The sequence below is a fragment of the Micromonospora sp. CPCC 206171 genome, from assembly GCF_036906755.1.
Lineage (GTDB): Bacteria > Actinomycetota > Actinomycetes > Mycobacteriales > Micromonosporaceae > Micromonospora > Micromonospora purpureochromogenes.
This window is the reverse complement of the sequence record NZ_JBAKHT010000065.1, coordinates 1-1076: the sequence shown is the minus strand read 5'-3', so window position 1 is coordinate 1076 and position 1076 is coordinate 1. Positions and strand designations below refer to the sequence as shown.

The 1076-nt window shown below is 69.1% G+C and carries 1 protein-coding gene; it reads right to left on the bottom strand.

Features of this window, described 5'->3' with window-relative positions:
• Positions 1-112: 112 nt before the first annotated feature.
• Positions 113-715 (bottom strand): TetR/AcrR family transcriptional regulator, encoded by a 603-nt coding sequence (locus tag V6U89_RS30085; RefSeq protein ID WP_334576695.1) that lies wholly within the window; start codon positions 713-715, stop codon positions 113-115.
• Positions 716-1076: the final 361 nt, after the last annotated feature.

Below are 1076 nucleotides of genomic sequence, written 5' to 3'. Positions count from 1 at the left end.
AGCAGGCGGACAAGTCCGGCCGAAGGCACAAAGGCCAGTCAGACGATGGGTCACGCCCGCTACTGCCAGCTATCAGCTCACCACCACTGAGCCGACCCCGCCATGCTCACAGTCAGTCGAGCTGGGCGGGGTCGAGGCCCAGCTCCCGGGCGGTGATCAGCCGGATCCAGTCGGCGAACTGCCGCCGGGTGATCACCCGCTCGTGCACCGCGAGCTGGACCGCCAGCCCGTCCATCACCGCGTTGATCCGCCAGGCGGCGGCCATCGGGTCGGCGCAGACGAAGGTGCCGTCGGTCACCCCGTCGGCGATCACCGCGGCGAGGTCCTGCCGCCACCGCAGGTCGAGCCGGCGGGAGACCTTCTCCAACTCCGGGGTGCGCAGCGACTCGGCCCAGCCGTCGATCCACATGGACCAGGAGATCGACCGCCCCGGCGGGGTGTAGAGGCGCAGCAGCTTGCGCAGCTTGGTCAGCGGTGGGGCGGAGGAACGGATCACCACGTCCAGCCGGGCCAGGTCCTGCTCCACCGCGTACGCGAAGGCCTGTGCCAGCAGGCGCTCCTTGGTGGCGAAGTGGTAGAAGACCAGCGCCTGGCTGACCCCGGCGGCCTGCGCCACGTCGGCCGTCCGGGTGTTGGCGAGTCCGCGCTCGACGATCACGTCGCAGGCTGTACGCAGCAGGGAATCCAGGCGGACATCGGCGGCACGTCTCGTCACGCGGTTACGTTAACCCATCGATATGAGCACAGCGCGTTACCGAGCCGGTCGGCCGGGCGTGCCACAGTCGGAACCCGGACAGCTCTTCTCCGGCGCGTCGCGTCGCCCCGACCTGGCCCTTCGGCTGACCTCCCGAAAGCCCTTCGACCACCCCACCCAGTCTCCTAGGAAGCTTTAGGGGAGTGTCCCCGCTCACGCCCCGCAACCCGCCAGGGACGCGCCGAGGGCACCCCCGAGTTGGCAACTCCTCCGAGCCTCGGCTAAAGTTCTCATCCGTCACCGGGAACGCCGGAGACAAGCGGACGTAGCGCAGCTGGTAGCGCATCACCTTGCCAAGGTGAGGGTCGCGGGTTCGAATCCC